Annotated in this window: 17 protein-coding genes; 10 read left to right on the plus strand and 7 right to left on the minus strand. The window is 48.8% G+C overall.

The window, feature by feature from the left end:
* Positions 1 to 99: 99 nt before the first annotated feature.
* A complete protein-coding gene (locus ESB13_RS21115; protein WP_129005684.1) occupies positions 100 to 831 on the plus strand; it encodes a hypothetical protein in 732 nt (243 codons plus the stop codon).
* Positions 832 to 1,004: 173 nt separating this feature from the next.
* Here the strand turns inward: ESB13_RS21115 and pbpC are convergent, their stop codons facing one another.
* Complete coding sequence (pbpC, locus tag ESB13_RS21120; RefSeq protein WP_246022643.1) at positions 1,005 to 3,359, minus strand: penicillin-binding protein 1C; 2,355 nt, start codon at positions 3,357 to 3,359, stop codon at positions 1,005 to 1,007.
* A 60-nt stretch (positions 3,360 to 3,419) separates the two neighbouring features.
* The gene (locus ESB13_RS21125) at positions 3,420 to 8,972 is read right to left on the minus strand and encodes an alpha-2-macroglobulin family protein (RefSeq protein WP_129005686.1); all 5,553 of its coding nucleotides are present in this window, start codon (positions 8,970 to 8,972) and stop codon (positions 3,420 to 3,422) included.
* Between the two features lie 210 nt (positions 8,973 to 9,182).
* On the opposite strand from ESB13_RS21125, the gene ESB13_RS21130 reads away from it, so the two are divergent.
* Positions 9,183 to 10,772, plus strand: coding sequence for a C1 family peptidase (locus tag ESB13_RS21130; RefSeq protein WP_246022644.1), 1,590 nt, complete (start codon positions 9,183 to 9,185; stop codon positions 10,770 to 10,772).
* Between the two features lie 181 nt (positions 10,773 to 10,953).
* Entirely contained in the window at positions 10,954 to 12,357 is a 1,404-nt protein-coding gene (locus ESB13_RS21135; RefSeq protein ID WP_129005687.1) for an MBL fold metallo-hydrolase RNA specificity domain-containing protein, read from the plus strand.
* A gap of 97 nt (positions 12,358 to 12,454) precedes the next feature.
* Here the strand turns inward: ESB13_RS21135 and namA are convergent, their stop codons facing one another.
* Genes namA through ESB13_RS21150 form a run of 3 tightly spaced genes read right to left on the minus strand, consistent with a single transcriptional unit; the run spans position 12,455 to position 14,558 of the window.
* Positions 12,455 to 13,480: an NADPH dehydrogenase NamA gene (gene namA / locus ESB13_RS21140; protein WP_129005688.1), complete on the minus strand. Its 1,026-nt coding sequence runs from the start codon at positions 13,478 to 13,480 to the stop codon at positions 12,455 to 12,457.
* Positions 13,481 to 13,493: 13 nt separating this feature from the next.
* A complete protein-coding gene (locus ESB13_RS21145; RefSeq protein WP_129005689.1) occupies positions 13,494 to 14,138 on the minus strand; it encodes a class I SAM-dependent methyltransferase in 645 nt (214 codons plus the stop codon).
* A 54-nt stretch (positions 14,139 to 14,192) separates the two neighbouring features.
* Positions 14,193 to 14,558: a winged helix-turn-helix transcriptional regulator gene (locus ESB13_RS21150; RefSeq protein WP_220399734.1), complete on the minus strand. Its 366-nt coding sequence runs from the start codon at positions 14,556 to 14,558 to the stop codon at positions 14,193 to 14,195.
* 101 nt (positions 14,559 to 14,659) lie between these two features.
* Between ESB13_RS21150 and ESB13_RS21155 the strand changes: the two genes are divergently transcribed.
* Together ESB13_RS21155 and ESB13_RS21160 are read left to right on the plus strand one after the other, a co-directional pair.
* The gene (locus tag ESB13_RS21155; RefSeq protein WP_129005690.1) at positions 14,660 to 15,292 is read left to right on the plus strand and encodes an NAD(P)H-dependent oxidoreductase; all 633 of its coding nucleotides are present in this window, start codon (positions 14,660 to 14,662) and stop codon (positions 15,290 to 15,292) included.
* Between the two features lie 49 nt (positions 15,293 to 15,341).
* The gene (locus ESB13_RS21160; protein WP_129005691.1) at positions 15,342 to 15,734 is read left to right on the plus strand and encodes a hypothetical protein; all 393 of its coding nucleotides are present in this window, start codon (positions 15,342 to 15,344) and stop codon (positions 15,732 to 15,734) included.
* A gap of 66 nt (positions 15,735 to 15,800) precedes the next feature.
* On the opposite strand, the gene ESB13_RS21165 is transcribed toward ESB13_RS21160, so the two are convergent.
* On the minus strand, positions 15,801 to 16,385 hold the full coding sequence (locus ESB13_RS21165) for a YciE/YciF ferroxidase family protein (RefSeq protein WP_129005692.1): 585 nt from the start codon (positions 16,383 to 16,385) through the stop codon (positions 15,801 to 15,803).
* 46 nt (positions 16,386 to 16,431) lie between these two features.
* Here ESB13_RS21165 and ESB13_RS21170 point away from each other — a divergent pair, with 46 nt between their 5' ends.
* The 4 genes from ESB13_RS21170 to ESB13_RS21185 all read left to right on the plus strand — a co-directional run bounded on the left by ESB13_RS21170 (position 16,432) and on the right by ESB13_RS21185 (position 20,724).
* Positions 16,432 to 18,408 carry a monovalent cation:proton antiporter-2 (CPA2) family protein gene (locus ESB13_RS21170; RefSeq protein WP_246022645.1) on the plus strand — a complete coding sequence of 659 codons (1,977 nt, stop codon included), beginning with the start codon at positions 16,432 to 16,434 and terminating at the stop codon, positions 18,406 to 18,408.
* Between the two features lie 54 nt (positions 18,409 to 18,462).
* A complete protein-coding gene (locus ESB13_RS21175) occupies positions 18,463 to 19,458 on the plus strand; it encodes a sensor histidine kinase (protein ID WP_129005694.1) in 996 nt (331 codons plus the stop codon).
* Positions 19,459 to 19,464: 6 nt separating this feature from the next.
* On the plus strand, positions 19,465 to 20,241 hold the full coding sequence (locus ESB13_RS21180; RefSeq protein WP_129005695.1) for a LytR/AlgR family response regulator transcription factor: 777 nt from the start codon (positions 19,465 to 19,467) through the stop codon (positions 20,239 to 20,241).
* Between the two features lie 96 nt (positions 20,242 to 20,337).
* Positions 20,338 to 20,724, plus strand: coding sequence for a hypothetical protein (locus ESB13_RS21185; RefSeq protein WP_129005696.1), 387 nt, complete (start codon positions 20,338 to 20,340; stop codon positions 20,722 to 20,724).
* A gap of 60 nt (positions 20,725 to 20,784) precedes the next feature.
* Here the strand turns inward: ESB13_RS21185 and ESB13_RS21190 are convergent, their stop codons facing one another.
* Positions 20,785 to 21,795, minus strand: a complete 1,011-nt coding sequence (locus ESB13_RS21190; RefSeq protein ID WP_129005697.1) for a lipid A deacylase LpxR family protein — start codon at positions 21,793 to 21,795, stop codon at positions 20,785 to 20,787.
* 49 nt (positions 21,796 to 21,844) lie between these two features.
* Here ESB13_RS21190 and ESB13_RS21195 point away from each other — a divergent pair, with 49 nt between their 5' ends.
* The gene (locus ESB13_RS21195) at positions 21,845 to 22,429 is read left to right on the plus strand and encodes an RNA polymerase sigma factor (protein WP_129005698.1); all 585 of its coding nucleotides are present in this window, start codon (positions 21,845 to 21,847) and stop codon (positions 22,427 to 22,429) included.
* The last annotated feature ends 67 nt before the right edge of the window (positions 22,430 to 22,496 follow it).

The raw sequence follows: 22,496 nt of genomic DNA on the forward strand, positions 1-22,496 counted from the left end.
GGGTCGGGTAGTTGTATATTTTAAAAAATCATCTTCCACTATGCAGCACTTAAATTTTGTTTTACAAAAAACAGTACAATTGGCCCGTAAACAAAAAACATGGCCAAACAAACAGGTCCCGTTATCTGGGAAAAAACCATAGGTCCCGTCTCTTTTTACAAGAGATGCGGCGTTGGCTGTGTACGTATGAAAAGCAACCTTACCACCGAACGCTGGCGCTCCGACCCCGTCTTCGCAGGAAGCCGCAAAAGCGCCGCCCGTCTGGCGCTGGCTGCTACACTCGCCAGTGCTTTCTATCAAACCATTCCGGAACAGCACCGCAACTATCCCCACTACAAACAGCTCGTGGGCGTAGCGCAGCATATGTTCTGCAAAGGATATGATATACAACAAGTAAACAAAGTCCTGCATTTCACCATTAGCCGCTACCTCCGTAAACTGGAGGCCGCAAACCCCAACAGGAAACCCGTGCGGTCTCCTTTCGCAGCAATACATTCACTGAAAACCAAACCCGTATTTACGAAGGCGGTGCGGCATCAACTGGCAGCGCCACAGGTCAGAACCATAGCTGCCAATAGCGCCGCCTTCAAACAATGGCCCGTAATAATGCCACCCCGTGGCAGCCCAACCAGTATTACCGGCTATTGCCAAGGAACATCCGCGCTGCTATCCCATTCTGCCATCTGCTCTCTAATGGCAAGCCTCTCCATGTCCCTACCTGCTCAATCGGCTACTCTATTCCCGGATGCAACCCCAAAAACACCAGAAAAACATCCGGAAAACATTCCAGGTAACAATTTTTTGCCCTTCGGCTTCCTTATAGTCCCATAAAACAACCGTCTCCGCCCATCTACGAAGAACTACGCTTTAAATAAGAACGATAAATATACTCAAGAGCTTCTCTAAGCGAACAACTCTCCACCCACTCCCCAGGTCTTCAACTGGATCCAAAACGGGAGATACATTTTTTCAATAGTTTCCGCCAAACCATTCCTCTTCCATAGCTACCTGCTCCCCTCCACCCTAAACGATCTTGTTACCGATTCGCCGCTTTCATCCACCACGGTTATCGTATGCGGCCCTTCGCTGGGGTTGAGGGCTATTTTGTGAAATTGCCGGGTGGTGCCTACAAACTGCTCATCGAGGTGCCAGTATAGAACACTGTTTGCGTTGCGATGTGTTGCTGAGAAAATGGTGTTTCCTTTCTCTCCTGATATTTCACGGGGGATAAAGATAACAGCCCCTTCTTCGGGATATACCAGTTCCAGTGGTTTATTCGTCTCTGCATTACAGCCCGGCATGAACGGCGGCAGCGGCTTATAATCTGTATGATGCTGCTTGTAATAATACTCCATGGTGGGGGGCAGCACAAACCAGGAGGGATGCTGCATATCTGCCGGCGATTCGCAGTTGGCGGTAACGCGGTAGGTACCTGTTTTATCGAGGTGTATGCTCCTGTGATAAGGACAAACAGCGGCATTGATGGCACTGGCCGATACCAGCATGGTGTCGGCGGTAAGGCAATCAGGTCCGGCCTTGTAGCCCGACTGACGGCAGATGGGTAAATAAATAAACCCTGATTGCGGCGGATCGAACCACTGTGACGCAGGGAGTATCCTGAAGATATCAAACAACACAGGAGCCGCTGTATTAATACCCGTTAAACCCGGACGGCCCTCGCCGGAGGTATTACCAACCCACACGACTACACAATACTTTGGGGTAACGCCAATGGCCCAGCCATCCCTGAAACCGAAGCTGGTGCCCGTTTTCCAGGCTATCCGCTGCGCCGATCCGAATAATCCCCACAGCCCCTCCTCGCCGGGACGCATTACTTCCGTCATGGCATTGAACATATGCCATAACGCAGGATAATCAAACAGGCTGCCTTCGTTTGCCCGCTCCTCATTCGTTTTTTCCTTCTCCGGTTCTGCCGCCTGGTCGCCTGTCGTTCTGCCGTCTATCTTCGGCATAAACCAATCGGCGCTGTTCCATTTACCCTTGTTTTTGGCGGCGTGTTTGTACATGCGGGCCATGCTGCTGTATACGCCGGCCAGCTCAAAGGGCGTTACTTCACAGCCGCCGAGGATGAGGCTCATGCCGTAGAAGTCGGCAGGATGCGAGAGGGTGGTAATGCCGCATTGTTTAAGCACATTGTAGAAGCGGGGATACTTATACTGCTGCAGCATTTTAACGGCAGGGATATTGAGGCTTCGTGCCAGCGCCCTGTTGGCGGGAACGGCGCCATCGTAACCCAGGTCGAAGTTCTGAGGAGTGTAGCCGTTGAAGCGGGTGGGTATATCAGGAACCAGCTGCCGGGGCAGGAAACGGCCCTCTGTTAACAGCGATGCGTACAGGATGGGCTTTAATGTACTGCCGGGACTGCGTGGCGCGGCCAATACATCTACATGACTTTCCAGGGAGGAGTCTGATGGCTGGTAAATGTTGCCGGTGTAGGTAAGCACGTTGCCCGTTTCCACTTCTACCACCATGGCGGCGATATTGTTGATCTGGCTGCCTCTTAACGCGGCGTGGTGTTGCTGTAACAGCATGTTCACCCGTTCCTGCAGTTGTATGTCTATCGTTGTTTGTAAGCCGGTGCTGTTATAGGCATCAGTATGACTGTAATAAATTTTTTTAAAACGTTCGAGCAGGTGTGGCGTGATCTGCGGTAATGCCTGCGGTGCGCCGGGTAAAGGCTCCTGCATGGCCAGCATGCAGGTGGTGCTGTCGATGGTTTTATTGGCCAGCAGCTTTTCCAGCAGGGCATTTCTTTTATTCAGCAACAGGGTCCTGTTCTTGCCGGGGTGTATCACCGAAGGGGCATTGGGTAATACAGCCAGGGCTGCCATTTCGCCCCAGCTGAGCTGTGCGGCGTTGCGGCCATAGTAACGCCAGGCGGCTGCATCCAGTCCTACTACGTTGCTTCCGAAAGGGGCATTGCTGGCGTATAGTGCGAGGATCGTCTTTTTGCGATGGGTGCATTCTAATCGCACCGCCTGAATGGCTTCCACCATTTTGTTCCAGATGTTGCGGCTGTGAGGGCCGCGGCTGAGGCGCATGACCTGCATGGTGAGGGTGCTGCCGCCACTAACGGTTCTGCTGCCTTTCAGGTTCTGTACAACAGCTCTGCCAATGGCAAGCGCATCTACGCCGGGATGATAAAAGAATCGTTTGTCTTCAAAAGCAACGATGCATTTCTCGAATTTCTCCGGTACCTCTTTGTTATAAGGAAAACGCCATTGCCCATCGGATGCGATAGCCGCATTAAGAAGGTTGCCCTCCTTATCGGTTAATACAAAACTGGTGGGTTTTGTAAAAAGCCGCGAAGGAAGGCAAAACCAAAAGCAGATCAACAATACTGCTGCTATCGCTATTATTATTTTCTTCTTCTTAGTGATAAAATGTTTGTTTATACATTATTCAGTTACCGTTACCCACTTGCCTTCTACGCCGCCACTTAACGTGTAGTCGTACATAGCTTCGCAATATACGCCAGGCCAGTAGTATTTACCGGGATAAGCCGCGTTCAGCTGTACATAATAAGTCACCGATTCGCCCTGGCGAAGATCGAAATAATGATATACCCTGTCATCACGGATATCCATATAAGACGAAGGGGACGATTTATAACTGCCTTCGCTGTTATAGAGGCGGGTATTCAATATTTCCCATCCACTGGGGAAGATCTGTGCTAACGCCATGTTGCTGTACATGCCACGCTGGCCAGGGTTCGTAACAGTTACTTTGGCAACAAAGTCTGTTCCCTGTTTGATGGCTGTTGGATCAATGGACTGGCCGCTGCTGGTGAGGTAGCTTACATTCACCTGTAATACGGCGGGGTTATTATTTACAGGTACCGGAGTGGTTGCCAGCGGTTGTCCCTGGTTAATCACACGCACGTATAATACATTATTCCCCTTGTTGCTTAACTGCACTTGTCCTTTCCCGTTTTGCCAGTTGACAGCAGTTTGCGTTACCGGGCTGTTGCTGTTGATAGTGGTGGACTTGCCGTTGATGCTGATGGTTGCTTTTATTTTTTGTCCATTGGAATTGGCGCCGCTGTACTTCGCGATGGCGATAAGGGAGTAAGCAGTTGTTTGCGTGCTGTACCAGGTTTCCTGTGATAGCTGTGAAGCTATCTGGCGAACAAGCTGGTCGGCTTCTCCCTTACGTCCCATTTGCGTTAAGGTTTCCAGTACCATCGCCTGGTCGCGCAGGCTGCTGCCGAAAGTAGCGCCTGGTGTTGTTCTTGCCGGGAAACTCACCGGTAAACCGGAGATGAGTTGTAACGCCACCTTTGTTTGTCCTGCAAGGTGATAAGCTGCTGCGAGCCGCCATTTGGCTTCCGGCGTCAGGAACTTGAATTCTTTTAAGCGGTTCATGGCCCCTGTTTCCGGTGCTTTGGCCAATGCCAGCAGGTACAGGCGGTAAGCCTGTGTAAGATCGGTGCCATACCAGGCGGCAGAAGTAACATTCCACCCGGCTGCTTTGCTGCGCTCATAACTTCTCCATTGCTGCAGGAGCTGGCTGGGTACATTATATCCCCTGGCCTGCGCTTCGAGCAGGAAATGACCTGCATAGTTGGTACCCCATTCATCGCTGTTGCCATAACCCGGCCAGTAGCTGAAGCCGCCATCAGGCGCCTGGAAATTCTGCAGCTTCTGGATGGCAACTTTTACATGCCTGTCTATATCGCGTTTTTGCGTTTCATTCAATTCCAGTAATTGTCCCAACACCAGTTGCGGGAATGCCGATGAGGTCGTTTGTTCCACACAACCGTGCGGATAGTTTACCAGGTAACTTAACCGCTTTTGCAGGTTCATGGCAGGAAGGCTCGATACTTCAACAACGGCTTTGGAAGTATTGCCGGCGCCGATAATAGCGACGGTGTTGTTCCAGTTCTGACCAGACTGTACCGTACCTTCAGTTACCTGTGTGGTATAGGGGTTGGCATTGCGGATATCGATCTCTGTTTCATAAACGGTTTGCTCGTTACCACTCGACGCGGTAATGGTGAAATTGCCGATACCTGTATTTGCTTTTACCCTTGCATTGAAGTACACCTGGCGTTCTCCTGTTCCTGCGAAGCTTACCGTTTGTGTGCCGCTGGCTTCAATGAACGGATTGCTCTTAATGCTTAAGTTAACATTCCTGATATGGTTTTCTGTTGCGAAAACAGTAACGGGTATTTTAACCTCTTCAAGCGGGCCAAGCACCCGTGGCAGGGTTGCCAATAACATCAGCGGCTTTTTCACCGTAACGCTTTTCTCGGCCATGCCATAGGCAAGGCCTTTGCCCGGGTCGCCCGCAGCAATGACCATAGCTCTTACGCTACCCATATACGATGGCAGTTTAAACTGGTGTGTTTTGCCGCTGCCGGAGAAGGGGCCGAGGAATTGCACTACCGGCTTGAAGCGGTTGGCTCTTCTTGTTTTGGAAGCCAGCTCCCCTTCGCCGTCGCCACCTATGGTCAAGATCCTTTCCAGCTGTCCGCCCCATGCGCCTATCACTTCATCATACAAATCCCAGCTTTTCACACCCAGCGCTTCTTTGGCGAAGAAGGCACTATGCGGATCAGGCGTTTTAAAACGGGTAAGATCGAGCAGCCCTTCGTCGACGATGGCGATAACATAACTCATCTTTTTGCCGTTTGCTTCCGATACGGTGATATTCACCGGCTGCTCCGGCCTGATAACATCAGCCATCTTTATAACCGGTTTCAGGTAGGTGTTCTTATCTTCTATGGTAATGGGTAATACGCCATACATACGGATAGGGCGGTCGTTGACGGTTTGAGCATGTGGTTGCAACAGGCTCACGTTGGCGTAAATATTAGGCGCCATTTCCTTCTCCGCGGTGAAGGAGAAATGGGTTTGTCCCTTTTCCGTTTTTACCCAATGCGTCTTTAATACTTTGCTGCCGTTTTCAATGCTGATGAGCGCACGTCCGCCGGCACTGCTTGGAATGGTGAGCGTAATTTTATCGCCCGCCTGGTATTTTTCTTTGTCTGCCGTAAACGATAACATTGCTGCTGCCGAGGCATTGGAATTATCGCCCCTGCTTTGCCAGCCATAGTCATCGGCATAGAAGGTTTTACCCGTCGTATGCCCGCTGCGTAAATCACGAACCAGTACCAGGTAACGGCCCCAGTTCTCAGCGCCGATCTTGATGTCGTAACCGCCTTTACCATTGGTAATGGCAATGGTTTCTTCTTTTACCAGCTTGTTATAACTGTCTTGTGTAAAGTTGGTAAGGTCGCCGCCGGAATGATCCCACCACCAGCGCCATTGAATTTTATACAATTCTATTTTAAGCGTGCTGGTGCCTGGCATGGCATTACCCCTGGTATCAACATCGGCGATATCGAGCCGGTGTGTTTTGCCTGTTTGCAGGTAACCCCAGGTTTTATCGCCTTCAGGAATGCGTATGCCTGCATAAGAAGCATAAGGGTTAAAAGGCATGGCAACATTATCGATACTGAAGTTACCGCCTGGCTCAAATACTTTCACCACCAGGTTGGCCAGCAACTGGCCGGGCGCCTGCTCGCCGCTTTCAAAGGCGGGGTTGATGGCGGCCTTTCCTTCTGCACTTAAAGCACCATCGAAAATGGTTTTGCTTTGCGTGGTAAAAGAGCTGGTAGGGTTATCGAATACATAGTCTTTGAACTTGGGAAAACTGGTGGGTTTCTTATACAGCTGTGCGTCTACGCGTGCTTTCAGGTTTTCGGCAGTGGCGCCAAATAACCAGCGGGCGCTGAGTGTGGCGTTTACATTTGCATTTTTACCCAACGCCTCGATGCCGCCGAAGTCGAGGTCTATTTTCAGGCGGTTGGGCATCACCGTTTCAATCTTCAGTCTTTTCTCGAAAGTAGCGCCGCCAAGTTTTACCTTACAAAGCCAGTTGCCGGTAGGGGCGTCAACATCGGTTGCGGTTTTAAATACATTGAAACCATCGCCGGCATTGGGTTGTACCATCCGTTTGTAAAGTTGTCCGCGTGGCGATACCAGTTCCATTTCAACAGGATGTCCATCGGGTAACTGGTGGTCTTTGTCCTGTATAATGCAGCTCAGGAACAAGCTGTCGCCGGGGCGCCATACACCACGCTCTCCGAAGATGAATCCTTTGATGCCATTTTTTACTTCAGCACCGTCGACATCGAACCTGCTCAGCGGAAGTGTGTTGCCTTCGTCTAATTTGAGATAGCTTTTTTCTTCTCCTTTTTTAGCTATGAGCAGGAAAGGCCTGCGTGTAATGGGCAGCAGCGCCAACCCGTCTTTGTCGGTAGTGCCGGAGCCTATCACCTGTTGCTGGAAATCGAGCACCTTCAGTTCTACCTCGCCCATGGGATCGGTGCTGAGGATGTTGTTTACGGCAACAAACAGGCTGTTGTTATTGCGTTTGGCTGTTAAGCCAATATTGGTGGCCAGGATATTGCGGCTGGCAAAACGTTCTTTGTTGAAGTAACTGCGGGAGCAGGGATTGTCGCGTTGTTCCCAGTTATAACCATAAGGATAATAGGTATCGTAACGGCGCCAGAAGGCATCGTCTTCATCTACATTATTTTCATCGTCGCCATAGTAATAATCGTAGTCCTCTTCTTCATTGTTCTCTTTTTTGTCATCCGTAACCTGCTGGCAGGTATACAGCGAGTATTCGGGCTTAAAGCCTATGAACACGCGGTAGATAGCGCCGGGTTCGGTTTTTACATATTTATCTATGTCGAGCGAGAAGCGGTTTTTACGATGCAGGTTCAATGACGGATCGTTGTCGAGTTTAATAGTAGCCTGTACCAGCGGTTTGGCTACACGGCGTAGTTCCTGCTCGCCATCGAGATTGTTGCGTTGCAGGAATTGAAGTATATTGTTCTCATAGATCTTTATAATGGAAACGTCTACTGCCTTCAGGTTAATGGCATCGAAAGGCAAAACCAGTTTGCCGGTGCTGTTGGGCAGGATCTCGCCGCGGCCATAAATTTTAACGGAGGGAAGCCTGTTTTCAAAGAAAACATTGGCGGAAAAAGCTGTCTCTAATTTTTCTTCCCACTGATTGCGTATGCCGGGGTGCACCGCTACGGTATAATCGCCGTCGAGTTTGCCGGAGGAATACACCTTCACTTCGCTGCCCAATATAGTATAACTCAATTCTTCCTGGTTGCTGATGTTGATGAGGCCATCGAGTGTTTGTCCTATGGCAAGCATATCGCTGAACTGTACCAGTGCATATTGCTCTTCGGCCTGCACCGCTTTAATGTCAAGCACCTTGAAATCGCCGATGGCAGGAATGGCGATATCCTTGCTGTCTTTTTGCCGGGCGTTGATGGCGCTGCCGTCCCATTGCAGCGAAAGATTGCCGGCGTTGTTACTGCGGTTGATGGGGGTAATAACAAAGCCATGCGTTTTATTGGGATCGTTATGTTGCCAGGTGATCTTAGCGGCGCTGCCATTTACGGCAACCTGGAGCATCTTTTCCACTTTGGCGCCTTCTTCCACATCGGCGGTGATGATCTGCCCGCTGAAGCTCATCTCTGTTTTATTGAGGGCGCGCAAACCATTTTCCTGTACTTCAAATGCAGGTTTTATCGTCTGGATATTAAACTTAAACTCTTTGTAATCGCCGGGTACTTTCATGACCTTATCGAGCCTGAAATTCACTTCATACAATTCATCGGGTTTCAGTTCTTTTGCCGGTTTAAATTCAATGGTACGTGCATCGGTCCAGTAAGCATTGCCTTCTACTGCAGGGGAGAAGCTGAACAGCGCTTCCTTTATATTTTCGTTAAGCGTATGCGTAGTAGCGGCATCCGCGGCCAATTGAATGCGGATGGTGCTCTTTTTCGAAACCACACCAGCGCTATACGCATTGATATACTGGCTGAAGGCAGGGTTTACTTTTACAAGTTGCTTCTTGTTTGTACAGGCGCAGAATATAAAACACACAAAGGTGAGCGCAAAGAGGAAGGTAGCTTTCATACGTGTCCTAATATATTATAGACTGAAAATAAGGAAATTAAACCAGATGTTTTTATTTGTTCCGCCTACCTTTTCCCATTTGTCCGTTGTTTATATTTCTCTTATGAATAATGCCTTTTATAGTTGGCGAAAGCTGTCATGGAATTTTTCGTTCCTTGTTTGGGTGAGCGTTGCGAACGGAAAATTTCATGTACGTTTGAAAGAAAAAGTATGCCCATTCGAATGGTGGATGATCCGGACGATCAGTCGGATAATTCCAATGACGACAGGGGAGGAGGTTCCCGGTTTCCCGGTGGCGGTGGAGGCGGTGGTTTGTTTCAGTTGCTGCCGTTGCTGCTGGGGCTGGTAATACGTCGTCCTGCATTGCTGCTGGTGCTGCTTGCCGCCGGTGGTTTCTTTATGCTGCGCAATGGTTGTAACTATAGCCAAAGCCCTTCTACCCAGGAGCAGCTGGCGCAGTTTGGTACGGGTGGCGTGTTCGATCCCAAACAGTTTGATAAAGCCCAGATCTATGAAGGCCTGGATGCTTCGAAGAGCGACCTGCCTGAAATGATCTCCCTGCTGAAGTTTGCCCCCGAGCGCAAAGACCAGGGGCAGCAGGGCAGTTGTGTGGCCTGGAGCAGTGCCTATGCAGCCCGTTCCATCCTGGAAGCTGCAAGTACAGGTACCGATCCCAACAGGGTGGCTTTCAGCCCTTCTTTCATGTATAACCAGATAGGCCTTGGCGGCTGCCAGGGCAGTTATATTATCCGGGCCATGGAAAACATGACCCAGGTGGGCGCTGTACCCTATAACGAGTTTCCCTATGATGAAAATGACTGTTCGCGCCAGCCTTCCGAACAGTTGAAGCAGGAAGCCCACAACTACCGTATGCTGGGCTTTACACGCCTCACCGAAGGCGACAGGCTGAATGTACTTGACCTGCATGCCATCAAGGAACATCTCTCTAAAGATGTACCCGTAGTAATTGGCATGATGGTAGGCGGCAGCTTTATGCAGCAGATGAAAGGCAAAGAGATCTGGCATCCCAATGACGACGACTATATGCAGATGGGATTTGGTGGTCACGCCATGTGTGTAATTGGCTATGACGACAGAAAAGAAGGCGGCGCTTTCCAGATCATGAACAGCTGGGGGCCTGAGTGGGGACAAAATGGTATTGCCTGGATCAAGTATAACGACTTCAAACGTTTTGTAAGAGAGGCCTATGGTTTAAACCGGATGCCCAAAAGAGGGGCAGCTGCCGAAGAAAAGCCGCTGGAATGTTTTATAGGTCTTGTAGAAGCGAAGACAAAACAATATATCCCGCTGCGTGTTGGCGCCGGTAACAATTTCAATACGGTATCGCCGCTTGCCAGGGGTACTACCTTTAAAATGGAAGTAAAGAACAATACCGAGTGTTATATCTATGTGTTGGGTAAGGAAACCGATGGCAGCAGTTATGTGTTGTTCCCCTATCCTTCGCCGCAGGACAAAGGCAAAACAAAGTTCTCACCTTATTGCGGCATCACCGGCTATCGTTTGTTTCCAAGGGGCATGAGCATGATGGCCGATGAAGTGGGCAACCGCGATGAAATAGCTGTTGTCGTTAGCAAAGAGCCGCTGAATGTTTTCCAGCTGAACGACCAGGTGAATAACAGGCGCAGCCTTGGTTTTGGAAAAGCAGTGGAGCAGGCAGCAGGTGATGAAGTCATTGAGAATACCAGGTTTGCCAATACACCTGAAGGAACGATTCAATTGACGGCAGCGGCGGGTAAGAAGAATGCGGTAGTTTGTATCGTTGCCATAGATAAGCAGTAGGGTGCCAGGTGTGCGAATAGCGCCAGCATCGCCGGCAGCTACTGCCATGGTGGTGGTAACGGTAGCCTGGATAAACTGAAGATGTGTGGCATATTTGCGGCGAAACAGGAGTCGTAAACAAGTAACAGTTGATCCGGCAGAACGGACATTTTAATATTGTAAACAGTAAAGTATCAGTCGTATGAAAATTGCTTTTCACGGAGCGGCAAGAACTGTAACCGGTTCAAAGCACCTGCTCACGCTTGATAACGGAACCAGGGTATTGTTGGATTGTGGCATGTTCCAGGGGATGGGAAAAGAAACAGAGTCATTGAATTCCGATTTTGGTTTCGATCCCCATGAGATCGATTACCTGCTTTTATCGCATGCGCATATCGATCATTGCGGGCTTATTCCAAAACTGGTAAAGGAGGGCTTCAGGGGAAAGATCTATTGTACCCCGCCTACCAAAGACCTCGCTGCTATTCTGCTGGAAGACTCCGCAGATATCCAGCGCGACGATACCAAGTTCATCAATAAAAGAAGGGCTAAGCAACATCTGCCGCCAATAGAACCTTTATACACAGAAGCCGATGTGGCTATGGCGTTGCCCTTGTTCAACATGGTGCGTTATGGCGAATGGAAAACGATAGCGCCCGGTCTTGAAGTATGTTATACCGATGCTGGTCATATCATAGGCAGCGCTGCCGTTCATGTGCGTGTTACCGAAAACGGGAAGCTCACACAACTTAGCTTCAGCGGCGACGTAGGCCGTTACCGTGATGTTATTCTCCGCTCTCCCGAGGTATTTCCCCAGGCCGATTATATTATTCTTGAAAGTACCTACGGCAGCAGTTTGCATGAAGACGTATTCAATACACCCGACCAGCTGCTGGGCTGGATAGAGAAAACATGCGTGGAGAAAAAGGGAAAACTTATCATACCTGCCTTCAGTGTAGGACGCACGCAGGAGTTACTTTATTTCCTGAACCAGCTAAGTCTCGAAAGAAGACTTCCGCATGTGCCTGTTTATGTTGACAGTCCACTGAGCCGCGAAGCAACCGAAGTGGTGAAAAGCCACCCGGAAACCTTCAACAGCCGTATTCAGAAGGTGCTGAAGATAGATGAAGATCCGTTTGATTTCGAGGGTATGCAGTTCATTAAAACAGTTGATGAAAGTAAACAGCTGAATGAACGTCCGCAGCCCTGTATCATTATTTCGGCCAGCGGCATGGCCGATGCAGGAAGGGTGAAACATCATATCCTGAATAATATCGGCGATAAAAAGAATACTATTCTATTGGTGGGTTATTGTGAGCCCAATTCGCTGGGTGGTCATCTTATGGCAGGACGTAAATCGGTACGCATTTTTGGCGACTTCTATGATGTAAAGGCCGAGGTAGGCACCATGCACAGTATGAGTGCACATGGCGACTACGACGATCTTTGCCAGTTCCTGGCCTGCCAGCATCCGCGCGATGTAAAGCGGTTATTCCTGGTACATGGTGAATACGATGTGCAGCAGGAGTTTCAGCGCCGCCTTATAAAAAAGGGTTTCGCGGATGTAGTGATCCCTGAGCAGCACCAGGTGTTTGGATTAGAATAAGTGATACACCGTTCATAGCACGAAAAAGCTATCCGGGAAAAGACAGTAGGTCTCATTACCCGGATAGCTTTTTCGTCGTCGTGTATTCATGCTGAACTTATGCCTGCCTCCAGCCGCGTACGTATTGCTGTGGCGGTGTAATGGTAACACCCAGTTCGTAGGCGGCCGTTCTTGGCCAATAAGGGTCACGTAAGAATGCCCTTGCTATGAATACAAGATCTGCGCGTTCATTGGCGAGGATCTCTTCGGCCTGGAAGCCGTTGGTGATAAGGCCAACAGCGCCTGTGGCGATAGCGGCTTCCTTGCGGATGATATCGGCTGCACGTACCTGGTAACCGGGATAGGCGTGAATAGCTGCGGGAGCTACGCCACCTGAACTGCAGTCGATAAGATCAATACCCTGGGCTTTCATTCTTTGTGCATAGTACACCATATCTTCAATGGTACTGCCGCCTTCGGCATATTCGTTGGCCGAGATGCGGCAAAACAGCGGACCATCCCATTCGGCACGGATAGCTGTAATGATCTCTTCGAGGAAACGGTAGCGGTTTTCTTTGCTGCCGCCATAATTATCGTCGCGGAAATTGGTGAGTGGCGACAGGAACTCATTGATGAGATAACCATGGGCGCCATGGATCTCGATAACATCGAAGCCTGCTGCTTTTGCGCGGCGGGCGCCTGCACCAAAAGCTTTTACGATTTCTCCTATTTCTGCTACTGTTAGGGCAGCAGGTTCTTTCATGCCTTCAAATGCTACTGCGCTGGGGGCCACCGGCGTTTCATTCAGCTGGGCTTTACGGCCGGCGTGTGCCAGCTGGATACCTATATGTGCACCCTGCTCGTGTACCAGTGTGGTAAGATGTGTAAGGTTGGTGATATGCGCATCGTCCCATATGCCTGCATCTTCGTACGAGATACGGCCTCCGGGTGTAACGGCGCTTGCTTCAACAATGATCAGTCCTGCCTGTCCCACTGCACGGCTGGTATAGTGCGTGTAATGCCAGTTATTGAGCTTGCCATCCTGTGCCGTAACGGAATACATACACATAGGCGACATAACGATCCTGTTCTTCAGTGTAATATTTCCGATGGTATAAGGAGAGAATAGTTTACTGTCTTTCATTTATCTGTATTTTTTATTTTCTGCATATAACATATAACGAGTGAAGTTGTATTTCCTGCTCCCCCATATGGAATACGGGATCGGGCTCATGTACCATACGGATAGAGGCAAAGCCTGCATCACCCAGTACCGGTAATAATTCATCTTCTTCCCATAGCCGGAAGCCATAGGCCACAAAAGGCAGCTGTAACATACTTTCTTTTGTGCGCAACGAAATGATCGCTACACCACCTGGTTCGAGTACGCGGTACACCTCTGCCAAAGCCTGCTCCGGCTGTTCCCAGAAATAAATCGTATTTACTGTAAAGCACTTGCTGAAACTGTTATCCTCGAAGGGAAGATGATTGATATCGCCGCCAACAAAATGCGCCCGTTTATCGGCAACATAACCCTGGTTTAGGGCGAGGGCCTCGGTGATCATCAGGTCGGAAAAGTCGCAGCCGGTATAGGTAATACTATCATGGCGTGCCAGTACATCTTTACAGAAGAAACCGTTGCCCATTCCTACTTCCAATACGTTGTCATAGGCCTTCAGTTGCAGGAGCTGTATGGTATGCAGGTTGATAGCCCTATTAGTGCTATTCATATTTTCCGCTACTGTTTTTCCCTGTTCACCTTCGGGTTTTCTAAGCTGTGCCGCCAATAATTCAAAATCCATAAAGAAGTAATAGTTTTATAAAAACACGAAACATAATAGCTGTGATCTGCCACGCTAGGCTTTATCCTTCAGGATCTTTTTCCTGTGGAGGGTTCCCCATTCTTTGAGGGCTTCTATCAGGGGCATTAAGGTGGCGGCGTGCGGGGTAGGGGTGTACTCTACCGAAACCGGCAATGTATCGTATACGGTTCTTTTAATAAGCTGATGGCTTTCCAGGTCTTTCAGTTCTTTACTTAACATGCGGGCGGTGATACCCGGGATCTGGCGTTCTATATCTTTAAAGCGTTTATTGCCGTTGTTGATGGCAATGATGATCTGTAGTTTCCATTTGCCATTGATCACATCCAGTGCGTCTCTCACCGGCAATAGTATGTTCATACATTGCTTATGATCTTTCTCTCCGTCTTTACAGGACGTCATATGATAATGTTAAATTCTTTTGAATAATCTGCTATACTATAGTATAGTGGTTACAAAAGTATAGCATATACGCATAGCTTTGCATCAATATCTGAAAATTTATGAGTATCCTTAACGACCTCCAGTGGCGCTATGCTACCAAAAAGATGAACGGGCAACCTGTAGCCCAGGAAAAAGTAGACTATATTCTTGAAGCCGCCCGTTTGGCGCCCACTTCTGTAGGTATACAGCCTGTAGAAGTTATTGTGGTGACAAACAAGGCGTTATTGGAAAAAATACAGCCCATTGCTTTTAACCAGCCCCAGATCACAACCACTTCGCATCTGCTGGTATTTGCTGCCTGGGACAGCTATACTCCTGAACGTATCAATAAAGTATTCGACAGGGTAAACGCAGAAAGGAACCTGCCTTATGAAGCTACGGCAGACTACCGTCAGAAAATGCTGACCAATTTTGCCGGAAAGCCTGCTGAGGAAGCTTTCCAGCATACAGCGCGCCAGGCTTATATCAGCTTTGGGATGGCCATCGCCGCTGCTGCTGAGCAAAAAGTTGACGCTACGCCTATGGAAGGTTTTGACGCTGCTTCACTGGATAAATTGCTGGAACTGGATAAAAAAGGCCTCAGGAGTGTAACCCTGTTACCATTGGGTTACCGTGACGCGGAAAACGACTGGCTGGTAAACCTGAAAAAAGTACGTAAGCCTAAAGAGGAATTTGTGACTGTAATGAGTTAACAGGTTATCTTTACGTTAACCGGTGGACCAGCACTGCCGGCTGGTACCCATGGACATTCAGGAATATATTGGCAACGGAGCCGTATTGCAGCGTTTACACCACCACATGACGGAAGATGATCTTGCCGAGTTCAATACTTTGGCCGATCTGCATCCCGAATTGCAGCAGGAGCTTGTGTATGCTTACGATCTGTTAACAGAAATTTCTGCCAGGTATCCCCCGGACCAGGTTCATCCCAGGTTTACGGAGGCCTATAATGGTCACCTGCAACTTTATCGTGAAACACATGGCATTACTGCAACCACAGATGTGGAAGATCTGTCACATAAATATGCTTACTATGCCAATATTTATAAAGTGGTCTTTATCTTCTACCTGGTTTTCCTGGCTTTGACAATTGCGCTGACCATCTATTTCTACTACCAGGTGGAAAGCAAATAGGAGGAGTGATCCTTTATTCATAAAAAAATAATGGCAGCGATTCCGCTGCCATTATTTTTTTCAATACTACGCCATTTCTTCGGCGGCTTCGTAATTGATACTGCTTTCTGCAATATCTGTAAGCTGTGTATCGGTTTCTTTTTCTTCTTCGAGCGTTTGACGCAAGAGCTCAGCGCATTCTGTCAGGCCAAGTGTTTCGGCCAGTTGTGCCAACCCGCCATAGGTTGCGATCTCGTAGTGCTCTACTTTTTGAGCGGCCATGATAAGACCTACGTCACGGGTTGAAGTACCCTCTTCGGTTTCTTCGATAATGCTTTCGCCTTCTTTGGTAATACCTTCTATGGCTTCGCATTTTTTACCACGTGGCGCTTTTTCGAGGTAACCAAAAACCTGTTCCAGCCTGGCTACGTGCTCTTTACTTTGTTCGGTGTGCAAGTCAAATGCCTGTTTCAGCTCTTCGGAAGAAGCTGCCTTTTTCATTTTAGGCAAAGTTTTTACGATGTGTTTCTCTGCCCAATAAATATCCTTCAGAGAGTCTTCAAAAAACTCTTTCAGCATAGAATCATTGGCGCCAGCGCCTGCGTTTGCTGTTTTAGACATACTGGCTGTTCTTTTCTTCGTTGTTGTTTTTGCTGATTTAGATTGTGGCATAATGCATAAGTTTTAATATTAGGTATAATAAAAACATCGTGCCATCGTGAATGCCACTTCATTGACGGAAGGGGGGAATAGCGGATTTTCATTATCTTACCGTATGCAGCAAACTTTCTTTTTCCAGGCGATGATCTACCTCGCCGCCGCCGTGATAATGGTGCCTATTGCCAAGCGCATAGGTTTGGGGTCTGTATTGGGATATCTTGTAGCAGGTGTGATCATTGGTCCTGCCTGTCTTCAGTTTGTGGGACAGGAAGGGGAAGATATTATGCATTTTGCGGAATTTGGTGTGGTGATGCTGCTGTTTGTGATAGGTCTGGAGCTGGAGCCTTTACGTTTATGGCGATTAAGAAAGTCGATATCGGGTTTGGGTGGACTGCAGGTGGGCGTTACGTCTCTTGCGGTGATGGGTATTGCGCTGGCGTTTGGACTGGAATGGCGTCAGGCGCTGGCGTTGGGGCTTATCATGTCGATGTCGTCGACGGCTATTGTATTACAGTCGCTGAATGAAAAGGGGCTGATGAAATCTGCTGCGGGCCAGTCTTCTTTTGCCGTGCTGTTGTTCCAGGATATAGCGGTGATCCCCATTCTTGCTATTTTTCCGCTGCTGGCTACCGGTGCGGGGGGCGATCATGCGGCTGCCGCTCATGCAAAGGGGTGGGTGCAAACCCTGCCGGCAGGATTACAAACGCTGATTGTATTGGGGAGTGTAGCTGCGGTAATTGTAGCCGGCCGTTATTTACTTGGTCCTTTTTTCCGGATAATAGCCAAAACAGGATTGCGGGAACTGTTCACTGCCGCCGCGCTGTTGCTGGTGGTAGGCATTGCAGTGTTTATGACCTTTGTAGGGTTAAGTCCTGCCCTTGGCGCTTTCCTGGCGGGTGTTGTACTGGCCAACAGCGAATACCGGCATGAGCTGGAAAGTGATATAGATCCTTTCAAAGGACTGCTGCTGGGGCTTTTCTTCATGGCTGTGGGCGCCTCGGTTGACTTTAACCTGGTTCTGGCGAAACCACTGCTCATCATTGGGCTTGCGGTGGGTGTGATGGTGCTGAAAATGGTCATTCTTATGGGGCTGGGAAAACTTTTCCGGCTAACAAAAGACCAGAATGCCACGTTTGGGGTAGGGTTGAGCCAGGTAGGAGAATTTGCTTTTGTATTGTTCAGCCTGTCGCGGCAGGAGGGTATACTATCGCATGAGCTTACCAATATTATGGTGGCGGTAGTGGCTATGAGTATGGCTTTCACGCCGCTGTTGTGGCTTATACACGAGAAATTATTATTGCCGAGGCTTGGTGTGCAGGAAGAGCCGGAAGAAAAGGAAAGTGACCTGGTAGAAGAGGACAACCCTGTTATCATTGCAGGTTATGGTCATTTTGGGACCACGGTTGGCCGTTTTCTCCAGGCGCATGGCATTGGAACAACCGTATTGGATGCGGATAGCGACCAGGTAACCTCGCTGCGGCGCATGGGTTTTAAAGTGTATTATGGCGATGCCAGCAGGCACGACCTGCTTGAAATAGCCGGTGCGCGGAATGCAAAACTTATCATCATTGCGATTGGTGATGAAGAAAAGCGGCTGGAATTGATCCGTAATGTCAAGAAACATTTTCCCGACCTGCGTATGATGGTAAGGGCTTCGAACCGTTACGACGCTTACGATCTTATGAATGCGGGGATCCTTAATATTTACCGTGAAACGCTGGATACGAGTTTGCGTATGGGGGTAGATGTATTGAAGCTGCTGGGGGTTCCTCCCGAAGAAGCCACCCATTCGGCACGCACCTTTTTCATGTACGACGAGCGGATGCTGAAGCAGCTTTCGGCCATCCGTAATGAAGATGAGTATGTACTGGCCATCCGTCATAATAACGAGGAGCTTGAAAATATCATCCGTGCCGACCGTGCGGATAAGCCGGTATTGCAGGGGCAGGACCCTGTGGGGGAGAAGAACCTGGAAAAGGCGGTCAACAAAACCACTGTTTTACCCTGCCAGCAGCAGGTTCATCCCCCTGTTTAGCCGTTTCGCCCCGTGTGCCGCCGGGCGGGCAGTGTTTTTTATCATCTTTGATGTATGATAGCAAGTAAGGACGAAAAAAGGATCAGCATTTACTGCGCCGTGGTGGTGGCTGTAGTGGTGAACATTCCGCGCATCTCTGCCTTGCGTACCGGGGGGCTTGTCAACAGGGTATCTTTTTTTGAACCTGCTGAATTTTGTTTTCAACTGGGATATAATTTTTTATTCTGTTATGCGGTTTTTGCCGTTAACCTGTTATACCAGTCGCGTTTTCGTTTGCGCCTGCTTCATAATGTATTGCTGTTGCTGTTTGGTTTTGCGCTGGGTGCTTTTCTTCAAAGAACGATATTTGATCTCCAGATGCCGGTACGGCTGTACAGGGCCGGCTATTTCGGGCGTTTTTTTATATGCATGGCGGTAGAACTGCTGATGGTTCGGATCTTTTTTTTACTGCGCGAAATGAGAGCCAAAGAGGTAGAAGCGGAACAGGCCCGTACCAGGTTTGCGAAGGCCGAACTGGAGTTGATGAAGCAGCAACTTAACCCTCATTTTTTCTTCAACTCGCTTAGTACGCTTTCAGGTATCGTGCGCGAAGATCCGGCCAGGGCGCAGCGTTTTATAAGCGTGCTATCGAAAACTTTCCGTAACCTGCTTCAGAAAAAAGATGCGGTAGTAAGTTTGAGAGATGAGTTACAGGATCTCCAGCTTTACAGGGAACTGTTATATATGCGGTTTGAAAACAGCATTAGTGTCATGATCCAGATCCCGGAAGAATGGATGGATAAAAAGCTGCCGCATCTTTCATTGCAGCCGCTTATTGAAAATGCTGCTAAACACAATAAGGCTACAGAGGCGGCGCCGCTTCTTATACAATTATTTATAAAAGAAGAGAGGCTATGGGTGCAAAACAATCTGCAGCCGCTTGGTTTTGTGCAGGAGCAAAGTGGAACAGGCCTGTTTAATCTTAACGAGCGATGCCGTATCTTATTAGGCAGGGAAATCACCATTCGCAGGAACGATAGTCATTTTATTGTTATTTTACCATTCGAATAATCAACTATGCCACTACGTGTATTATTAGTTGAAGATGAGCCGGCCAATGCCCGGAACCTGGAGTTTATGCTTCATGAGGCAGATCCTTCCATAACGATAATGGATGTGCTTCCTGGTGTTGAAGATACCATTGCTTGGTTCAGGAAACAACCTGATGGCTGTGATCTTGTATTTATGGATATAAGGTTGAACGATGGGCTTTCGTTTGAAGTATTCGATAAAGTGAAAGTAGAGCAGCCTGTTATTTTTGTTACGGCGTATGACAACTATGCCTTGCAGGCGTTTAAGGCCAATGGTATAGATTATATTCTGAAACCTTATGATGAAACTGAAATACGGGCGGCGCTTGCCAAGTATAACCGGTTACAGGGTGCCGGGCCGGTAAAAGCGGATATGGGCCAGTTGGATGCCTTGCTTAAAATGATGCAGCAGGGCGCTACTTATTACAAACAGTCTTTCCTGGTACATTTCCGTGAAAAGCTGCTGCCGTTGGAAACGGCGCGTATCGCCTGGTTTTATACGGCCAATGAAATTGTATATGCCTGTACCAGCGACAAGAAACAATATGCTATAGAGTTTACTCTTGAACAGTTGCAGACCCAGCTTGATCCAGCGCAGTTCTTTCGTGCCAACAGGCAGTTTATCATACAACGTAGTGCTATAAAGGAAATAGAGCTGTATTTTAACGGGCGTCTTTATTTGAAGCTTACGCCTGAACCGGCAGAGAAGGTACTTATCAGCAAGGCGCGCGTACCTGAATTCAAAACCTGGATGAATTACTGAAAGTTCACCTCCGGTTATTGACGCTTCACCGGTTTGTTGCTGGTTAAACTGCGCTCCGCTACTGAGCTTTGCATATCACCAAACAAAAGAAATAATATGAAACTTTTCAAAATTGCGGCTTTATTTATTTGCTGCTTGATGTTGTCTGTGATGTATGTTCATGCACAGGATTTAGGAAACAGCACACCTGAAGAACGTGCGGCCATGCAAACCGAATGGCTGAAAACCAAGCTGTCGCTGAGCAGTGAACAGGAAACCAAAGTGAATGAAATAAACCTGAAGTATGCGCGTGAAATGGATCCTGTTCTCAAGGGCAGCGGCGGCAAACTTGCGAAGCTGAAAAAGGCCAAAGCCATCAACGATAAAAAAGAAGCGGAATATAAGACTGTGTTCAGCTCTGAGCAGTTTGCCACTTACCAGAAGTTAAAATCGGATATGAAGGACCAGATGAAGGCTAAGATGAAAGAAAGGAAGAATGGGTAACAGCCGGCAGGTGTTGCCGGGAGTGTTAGGGCGTGATGTGGAATGTTTAGCCGTGGTGTGTTACCATGCTATTTGTACGGAAATGGTGCCTACTGAGCGGGGCGTCATATGCTGAACTTCGCGGGTGCGGAGGCTTTGTTTCCATAAGATACCGAAGCCGCCTGATGAGGCTATGATGCCAAAATCGAGGTGGGCAAGAAAAGGTTCCGGGCGCATGGTTGCATGCGCCTGGCCGTGTATCTTACTGTTATTGTTAAGCGGGGACTGGCTATTGAGCAAGCCGCCCTGGTACATGGCCTGGTAGCCGGTCCACTGAAGGCCGGGTTGTAATATGCCGTAGAGCTGCCATTGTTTTTTGCCGGGCGTATTGGGCCGGCAATACTGTTGTATGAAACCTTCGTAATAAGAGAATTTTTTACCAAAGCGGAACAGAGTATATACCTGTGCGCTTGTTTGCAAACTGCCCAGCATGGCGGTGCCGCCGGCATTGATATCCAATCCTTCGCCGATAGCGCATAACTGCTTCTCGGCAGTGAAATTATAATTCAGTAACAAGTCGGTAGGCAACTGGTGATCCCATCCCCTGGGCGTATAAAAGCCGCCGATGCTATGAATCAGTTTCTGGAAATTGCTTGCCAGTGAGGCAGGACCCATTATTCCCAGGAGCAGCTCTGACTGCAGGTTCAGTTTCCTACGTTTATCGGCAGAATGTAAACTATGTTTTATATATAATCCTCCTCCGAAGTGATAATCGTTGGGGTCGGGGTTATAGGTCCGTATTTCTGTAGGCGTGTACATTACCTGCATTATTCCCCACCCGGAGGTGTTGAAGGCGCTATCGCCTGCTTTGGGCATCAAGGCATTTATGAAAGCGCGTGGCCGTGCTGCGGGGCGGTAAAGATCGATGCCAGTGCCATTGGTATAACCATCGTCGGTTCCCATGCCGCGGATATCGATGCCGTCGTTATCATCGAATCCTTTCAGGAGATGGCGGAATTCCTGCCCCTGTGCCGCCAGGGCGGTAACGGATACTACCAGCAATAAGAGAAAACGGTTGAAATGAGCTTTCATGTCGACGACAAATGTAAATCTATCCGACTAGTTTGCCTATTTTTAGGCTGTGCTTACTTTCCCCGATACTGAACTGCTTGATCGAGTGGCTGCCGGCGATGAGGCGGCGTTTAGCCTGCTGTTTGCGCGTTTCCGGGACCAGCTTTTCGCTTATCTGAACAAGGTCACCAAATCCCGCGAGGTAGCTGAAGAGGTGGTGCTGGATGTGTTTGTCAAGATCTGGCGTGGCCGTGCTGCGCTTACCAGCGTCAATAATTTCGAGGCTTTTCTTATTACCGTGGCGCGAAATTGTGCTATCGATTTTTTGCGCCGTGCGCAGCGTGACAAGGTTTTGCAGGAGCAGCTGCGTCATGCCATGCCGCCTGTTACGGCCGACGCCGCCGATGGTGGGATTATAAGAGAGCATACCCGCACTGCTATTCTTGCAGCGGTGGCGGAGCTGTCGCCGCAGCGTAAAATGGTTTTCCTGCTCAGTCGTGAGCAGGGGCTTAGTTATGAAGAAATTGCCGCCCGTATGGATATTTCTGCTAAAACCGTGGCAAATCACCTTTCTTCCGCCCTGCAATTCATCCGTGACAGGCTTCGTATTGATGACGGCGCTGTTAGCCTGTTGCTGCTTTGTTGTTTGCGCTAAAAAAACTTTCTTCCCGATTGGGATACACCTTTTTTTTCATCGTCTCTTTTGGTAACTGCAAAACTAT

Source organism: Filimonas effusa (assembly GCF_004118675.1).
Lineage (GTDB): Bacteria > Bacteroidota > Bacteroidia > Chitinophagales > Chitinophagaceae > Filimonas > Filimonas effusa.